This is a genomic window from Paenibacillus herberti, from assembly GCF_002233675.1.
GTDB classification, from domain to species: Bacteria; Bacillota; Bacilli; order Paenibacillales; family Paenibacillaceae; genus Paenibacillus_O; species Paenibacillus_O herberti.
The window spans coordinates 326,025-333,628 of the sequence record NZ_NMUQ01000002.1 but is presented as its reverse complement, the minus strand read 5'-3'; the positions used below and the strand labels follow the sequence as shown (position 1 = coordinate 333,628).

Sequence of the window (7,604 nt, the reverse complement as noted above, 5' to 3'; positions counted from 1 at the left end):
GGAGCTCTCAAGTAGCTTTTGTTACTTGGTGCGAGTTGTGTAGCCTGAGTTCGAGCTCTCAAGTAGCTTTTGTTACTTGGTGCGAGTTGTGGAGCTTGAGTTGGAGCTCTCAAGTAGCTTTTGTTACTTGGTGAGGGCAGTGGAGCTTGAGTTGAAGCTCTCAAGTAGCTTTAGCTACTTGGTGCGGAGCGTGAAGCTTGAGTTGGAGCTCACAAGTAACTTTAGCTACTTGCTGCGGACGGTGTAGCTCCAGTTGAAGCTCACAAGTAGCTTTTGCTACTTGTGAGCTTCAACAAAACCCAGGCTCAACCTGCATCAAGCGCTCACGGAGCCGAGCAAGTTTGAGATGTTATCAGGTGGAACTGGCTTGCTGAAGTAATAACCCTGAGCCTCGTTGCAATGGCGTTGCAGAAGGTACTGCAGCTGCTCCCCGGTTTCGACGCCCTCGGCGATGACTTTGAGTCCGAGGTTATGCGCCATATTGATAATGGTGTGCACAAGCGCCTCGTCTTTGGCATCCTCCATGAGGTTGCGGGTGAAGCTTTGGTCGATTTTGAGGCTGTCGATCGGAAACAACTTCAGGTAACTGAGCGAGGAGTAACCCGTCCCGAAGTCATCGATTGACAGGAATAGGCCCATTTCCTTGAGTTTATGCATGATGGCTATTGCATGCACCGAGTTCTGCACGATGCTCTCCGTCAGCTCCAGCTCCAAATACTTCGGCTCCAACCCGGTATCCTTGAGCGCACGACTGACCACCTCTACAAAGCCGCTCTGCTGAAATTGCCTAGTTGAGATATTGACTGCGATACGCATTGGGGGCAGATTCGCATCTTGCCATTCTTTGTTCTGGCGGCAGGCCTCCCGCAGCACCCATTCTCCGATTGGGATGATGAGGCCAGTCTCCTCAGCCAACGGAATGAACTCCGCCGGGGAAATAAGGCCGAGCTGAGGATGCTGCCAGCGGAGAAGCGCCTCGACACCAACTACCGTACCAGAGAGGATATCGACTTGTGGCTGATAGTGTACGGTGAATTCATTTTTAATGATTCCTTTGCGTAGTCCAATTTCCAGATTCATGCGCCGACTGACAACCTCGTTCATATCCGATGTATAAAACTGATAGTTGTTCTTGCCTTGCTCTTTGACCCTATACATAGCGGTATCCGCATTTTTAATCAGAGTATCACGATTGTTGCCATCATTCGGGTACAGGCTCATGCCGATCGAAGGCGTGACGAACATTTCTTGCCCCCCAACAAGCACCGACTGACTGAATGTTTGCAAAATCTTCTGGGCTTTACGCGTCATGTCCTCTTGAGAGGTGCCCGGCAACAAAACGATGAACTCATCGCCTCCCTGGCGAGAGACGGTATCTTGCTTATCGACGCATTCGCGTAGCCGGATGGAGACTTCCACCAACAGCAGATCACCCATCGTATGACCGAGCGTGTCGTTGATGTATTTAAAACGATCCAGATCTAAAAACATAATACCGATCATCAGGCCGGACTCATCCGCTTGATCCATTGCTTCCTTGAGACGATCATGGAGCAGATGGCGGTTGGGCAGGCCGGTTAATGGATCGAGGTAGATCATCTGATTGATCTTATGCTCGGCTTTTTTGCGCTCGGTAATATCTCGGATAATACTGCTGAAAAAGGGATGCCCTTCCTCTTCCCAACCGGCTAAGGACAGCTCCATCGGAAATTCCGTGCCGTCCTTACGCAGGCCGTACAGCTCCAGTCTTCGTCCGGCTCCGGGAGAAAGATGGGGCTCCTGCATGAGATAGGGATATAGACCGTCGGCATGAATCTGCTTGAATCGGTCGGGAATCGTCATGTCGAGCGGCTTACCTATGGCTTCCTTTTCGGTGTAGCCGAACATTAACTGGGCGCCCCGGTTCCAGGATCGGATGATCGAATGGCTGTCGGCCAGAATGATGGCGTCGCTGGCGGATTCGATGACGGAACGGAATTTGCGCTCGGATTCAAGCGATTGAGATTCAAAACGTCGATTGACATAAGTGCTGGTGAACATCATGCCGAGGATGACTAACATGCCAATGCTGATCGCATAAGCGAGAATAGTGTTGCTCAGCGTAGTGTCGCCAGCATGCCCCATGTTATGGCGATTATGGAAGGAAGCGGAGGCCATACCGGTGTAATGCATGGTAGAAACTGCGGCGCCCATAATCAGAGCAGCTATTGCTTTACGACGCCATAGGCGGGGTTGACCGGCTCTTTTTTTGACGGAATACATTAAGTACAACGCTGTTAGCGATGCGATAAAGGCAATAAGCGCGGAAAGTCCCCATAGGAGCGGATTGTAGCGCACAATCGCGTCCATCTGCATGGCCGCCATACCGATGTAGTGCATCGAGACAATGCCGGTAGCCATCAGAACTGCACTCAGAATAGCTCGGGAGCGCTTCAATTCGGGACGGCTGATGATGTGCAAGGCTAGAAAGGAGGCTGAAATTGCCGGAATGATCGACACCAATACGATCCAAGTATTGTAGGTTACAATGATTGGCATACGGAAGGCTAACATAGCGATGAAATGCATCGACCAGATGCCCATACCCATGGATAGTGCTCCACAGGCTATCCACATATTTCGTGTTTTGCCTCTCGACTTATGAATATGGATGCCAAGGTCCAGCGTGGAGTAAGAGGCAAGAATAGGGATAAGAAGCGACAATAACACGAGAAAAATATTGTAAGAGCCGTCAACGGGCTGGTGATTCATCATAATTGCTGCTCCTTCAAATGAGTCTTTATTCCTTATAACGGCATAACAACTAGGTCTTTTTACCCTGTAAAAATGTTTATTTTTATGGATTGATTTTCCAATGGCTGGGGTGGGGGCGAATTTAACTGCCTGGATGTTCGAAGCCTACGGCAATGGAGAAGGGGAAGCCGCGTTAAGCGGCGGTAGTTGCGGTAGTGGAGTAAGTCGAAGCTGTACTGGGGTACGGAAGTTGGGAGCTCTACAAGACGATTAAAAAGCTTGAAAAAGCCAGCCCCCGCCTCCTCGTAGGAGGGAGGGCTGGCTTGTTGCTGACTGCGAAGTCAGCAGTCAGCCTACGGTTGATCAAGTAAGCGGATGCCGTCTTCCAGCAGGGGAGGCTCGTCAAATGGCGAGAATAGGTCGCTCATGGTATCGCGCTCCTGATTCAGCGTTGCATCGCTGTCTTTTGACGGTTGCGGTGGTTGTACGCTGCTGCCTGCTGGCCCGGCTTCTTCCGCGCCATGCGGATATGCGTCCGGACCAGGTCCTGGTGCAGGCGATGGTGAGAGGGGGGCGGATGCGGGACCTTCCATAATAATGGAAGGCTTTGGTTTGTACGTATCGCGCGAGATGCGCGTCCGAGATTCCTCATTGCCGTGCACGTAACGAATTCGGTATGTTTCCACCACGTAGCCGGTCCGGCCTTGTTTGAGCACAATCTGCTGTCCTGGTGCTAAGCCTGAGCTGCGACGCAATTGAATGGGTGCCTGCAGCGTGCGGACGGTGCGAGAAACGATGCTGTAACGTACCTCTTTGGGCATCGTGCCGAATAGTTTGATTGTGAGCTGTCCATTCCCTGAGTAGGTGCGGATGAAAAGATGTTTGCCGCTCGTATTGCGGAATCGAAAGTTGATAGATCCTTCTGCGAACGTTGCATCCTGGCCTTTGGGCAAATAAGAAACCGGCAGGGAGTGGTTGCGCCGCTCCACGATTTCGAGGCCAGCCCGTAGGGCCACATTGTACAACGTACTCGACACCTGACAGATGCCGCCGCCGACGCCGCGAGTGAACTGGCCGTTTAGGATGACCGGAGCCTCTCGGTAGCCGGTTTCGTGCTCCGTAATGCGGATTATTTCTCCATAATCAAAAACTTCCCCTGGCTTCATCATCCAGCCGTTCAGCGTGCGTGCAGTCTCCGATACATTAAAGGCCCGGCCCTGCGAGCTGGTCCGGTAATCGGTCGTGAAGGAAGCGATCAGCCGCTCGACGCCCTCCGCCTTAAGCGAAGCCAGCGTCACCTTCGGGGGGACGGCGCGGAATTGCAGCGCCTCCTGCCGGTTCGCCTCCAGGCCGAGAGCGGAGAGCAATTTGGAGCCGCTCAGGCTGATAAGCTGGGTGGCTGATGGCTGAGTAGCGCTGCCTGCGCTACTGCCTGGCTTTGAGGGAGAGGGATGGGGCTCGCTTCTTTGTCCTGTGGTCTCTGAACCTAGCTTTGCGTAGGCGGGATGGGGCTCGCTTCTTTGTCCCGTGGTCTTGGAACCGAGCTTTCCGGAAGCAGCCATTTCGCTTTCCATGCGTAAGGTTTCATTTCCGGACAAGATCGTTGTTGTTGTAATAGCATCGGCAGCGCCTAACCCCTTGGCGGCCCAGCGGCGAATGCTTGCGTGCTGGCGGTCGAGATCGAGATGAAGCACGTTGCGTCCGGGAGTGTAGACGACTTGGTCATAAGGTGTGATTATTCGAACAGCATCCACCGGTTTGCGCTCGTCGTAGAAACCCCATTCGGAGCGGATTGTGGCATCAAACGCGGCCCGGTCGGAACGCAGTTTTGCAGGTAGCTGCTTGTCCCATTTCCAGCGATATTTAGCGCGCTCTATTACGGAGCCGGTCCCGAGGCGGGCTACGGCTGCTTTTGCTTCCTCTAGGTCAATGCGCAGCCCAAGCTCGGCAAGCGTCCAGGCTGCGCTGCGCTCGGCTTGAGCAGGGAGCGGGGATGTGCCTTTGGTTTGAGTTTTACTTGGTTTGGAACTTGACTCAGCGTCTCCTGTTGCTGCTTGAGCTGCTGCTTCATTCATTCCGGCAGCAACAGGCCTGTCCTTGCTGGAAGAGGCGGACGGGGTTCCGTCCGCCAGAGTAACGGTGCGGCTGTTCAGCGCGAGCTGATAAGCCTCCAACAAATGCAGCGCCTCCGCCTGGCGGAGGCCGCCGAGCGGCAGTCCCGCCGCATTGGTGCCGGAGGGCACCTTTGTTTTGGAGCCATAGATCCAGAGCATGCCCCATAATGTAGTCGCCACCAGTAAAAGGGCAAGAACGATAATGAGCAGCAAATGTAGCCTTTTCACAGGCAGTCCTCCCATCTGGCAAGCCTTGTCTACTAGGTCTATGCTGGGCTGCGCTGAAATATATCCTTTATCGCAGGTTGGAGGACAGTGTTGAGAAGAAGCTGTTGAGAACGAGCTGTTGAGGATGAGTGCGTGATTTGCTAATAGAAGACTCGTTTTTAAGTGATGCTTGAATTTACAGGTAGGCAAACCGATATTTCAAATGGGTAATTAATCCAATTTATATATTCTCTGCATTATGGAGAACAAGATTCTTAGTCATATTGAGGTGATTCTATTGTCTGGCGCAAATGTAAAAATGGATCTGGCGGATGTGGAACGTCTCCGGCAACGGTTTACCGCGATCGGTCAGGACGCAATGCGCCTGATGCAGCAAGTGAACGGGGCCGCATGGGAATGGGAACAGCTTCCCACTGTGCGAGAAGCTGGGCGTGCGGTAAGAATGGCGAAAGAGCTTACCGCAGAAGCAGAGGAACTGGCGGATTTTGCTCGGCGCATGATGCGCGGGGTCGAGCGGCTGCAAAATGAAAACCGGCTCAAAATGAACTTGACCTTTACGGTGGGGAAAACGTGGAACCCCTTCGGGTTTGGCGCCTACAAACAGCCGGTCATTGGATATGGCGAGGTTAACCTGCGGATGCAGCAGGCCGCGAAGATGGGGATCAGCAGCGTGAAGCCGATGCCGCTGATGGATGCTTTTCAGCAAGACCCGGTTATCCTGGGGCTGAAGCGGATTGTGGCGAGCCCCAATATGACCCCGGAAGATCGGGCTGCGGCCCGGTCGGAGCTGGAACGGGTTTTGAAACTGCGGGAAGACATCGGCAAGGCGCAGACGGCGTATGGAATGTACAAAGCCTACGGCAATCGGGTACTGATGGACGCGATGCATGAGATGGCAGAGGCAGCTCGGCAGGAGCTGAAGAGTAAGGGAATCCGCGAAGGATTGTATGCGGAGAACGTAGACTTGTCGCCGTATTTTCAGAAGCCGGCGATAGAAGCTTGCGACTTCGATCCGTCCTACACCGGGCAGCCGGTACCGCTTGGAGATGATCCGAAGTACCGTTTGCTGCTGAGCCTTGGTGCACAGGAGGGCAAGGTGCGGGATTGGGCGCGGGGGGAGCTTGCTAAAGTGCAAGATTCCGCGCAATGGCGCGTAGCAGCAGGGGTCGTTCGGGAAGGGATTGCCGGGCAGCTGGATCGTTATAACGCCACGATACCGGCCGAAAAAATCCGGGAGATGCAAGAGTACCTGAAAAAGATGAACTTGTACCAGGGGAAAGTAACAGGAGTTTACGATGAAGGATTAATGGCCTCCGTAGCGGCGTACCAGACACTAGCAAACACGGTCAATACGAAGTGGATGGTGTGGAACGGGGGGAATCCGAAGCCGTTTGAAATCAACGGAGGATTTAATGAAGATTTGTTACGGTTAGCCCGAAGCGATGCCGCTCAGGGGATGAGGAACAATCCGAATTTGAAGCTAAATAACGGCATGTTGATGGTGGCATTGACGTACTCATCCGTAACGGATGGTGTCATAAGCCAATTGCAAGACGAGGGGATGGCACTGCTAGGGGTGCTGAACCCAAAAACTTATTCGGATCTCATGGATGTAGGCGAGGCAATCATAAACGGAGAATTGACGCTGGAGCAAATCGGCGATACGCTGGGTGAGAGCGCCAAAGAGGAGTTCGTAAAACCGTTCCAGGACGTTAACCGACTGTATGCTCGTGTCCTCAGCGGAAAAGCCAGCCATGAAGAAAGCAAGGAGTTTGGACGAGCTCTTGCCAAATCGGCCCTGGCATTTACGGCAGTAAAGGGTGCTGTAAAAGCAGGCATAGAGGGCGGCAAGGAATTGGTAGGGCGTCTCCCCGATCTAAAGCTTGACCTGAAGCCCGTCGCCATAACTCCGGACGGAACCTGGATGAGGATCGGTGATAAGGGCATAGGCGGAGTACAACCCCTCAAGCCTACTGCGGTTCAAGAGAACTACCTTAAATTTATGGGTGAGGGGACGGGTAAAGGTATTCCCAAATTTGATCCTTTAAGTAACCCTAAAATAGCAAAAGAAATTGAAACTAATCCAGATGCAGTTTATGGATATTCACCCCAAAAAGAATCTCCATTAGATAAATTCGGAGTTAATTGGACTAATCCACAACAAGTTGCTTATGCAAGAGCTAAGAGGATGGAATACCTGCAAAAAATGGAGCAAAAGAAAATAAAACTTGAGAATGAAGTTGCTAAACTTGAAAATGAGGGAATGTCAATTACAGACATTGCTAAGATGAAGGTTGAACAACGTAATTCTGACAGAATGCAATCATATATTGACTCTAATAACTATGAAGGTCTAGCTGCCATGAAAGAGAGGAATATTCAACAATACGGTAGACCAGAAGGGCCTACACCAGAGCAACTTTTTGAAAAGTATGGGTCATGGGAGGAAGTCATATATAGTAGCGTAAGGACTAGTCCGGCAATGGATGTACTGACAGGACTATACAGACAGTAGGAGGATTTAAATTA

At 52.1% G+C, this 7,604-nt stretch carries 4 protein-coding genes; 2 read left to right on the top strand and 2 right to left on the bottom strand.

What is annotated here, in order from left to right; genetic code table 11:
• Positions 1 to 76 precede the first annotated feature (76 nt).
• Positions 77 to 247 (top strand): hypothetical protein, encoded by a 171-nt coding sequence (locus CGZ75_RS25315; protein WP_176444842.1) that lies wholly within the window; start codon positions 77 to 79, stop codon positions 245 to 247.
• A 68-nt stretch (positions 248 to 315) separates the two neighbouring features.
• Here the strand turns inward: CGZ75_RS25315 and CGZ75_RS14055 are convergent, their stop codons facing one another.
• Both CGZ75_RS14055 and CGZ75_RS14050 read right to left on the bottom strand, forming a co-directional pair.
• A complete protein-coding gene (locus CGZ75_RS14055; RefSeq protein WP_245850863.1) occupies positions 316 to 2,754 on the bottom strand; it encodes an EAL domain-containing protein in 2,439 nt (812 codons plus the stop codon).
• 332 nt (positions 2,755 to 3,086) lie between these two features.
• Positions 3,087 to 5,075: a VanW family protein gene (locus CGZ75_RS14050; RefSeq protein ID WP_176444841.1), complete on the bottom strand. Its 1,989-nt coding sequence runs from the start codon at positions 5,073 to 5,075 to the stop codon at positions 3,087 to 3,089.
• Between the two features lie 277 nt (positions 5,076 to 5,352).
• On the opposite strand from CGZ75_RS14050, the gene CGZ75_RS25310 reads away from it, so the two are divergent.
• On the top strand, positions 5,353 to 7,590 hold the full coding sequence (locus CGZ75_RS25310) for a peptidoglycan-binding domain-containing protein (protein ID WP_176444840.1): 2,238 nt from the start codon (positions 5,353 to 5,355) through the stop codon (positions 7,588 to 7,590).
• The last annotated feature ends 14 nt before the right edge of the window (positions 7,591 to 7,604 follow it).

What these genes read in the sequence shown, in the direction of transcription:
- CGZ75_RS14055 (WP_245850863.1), bottom strand. Translation starts at nt 2,754, where the DNA reads ATGATGAATCACCAGCCCGTTGACGGCTCTTACAATATTTTTCTCGTG.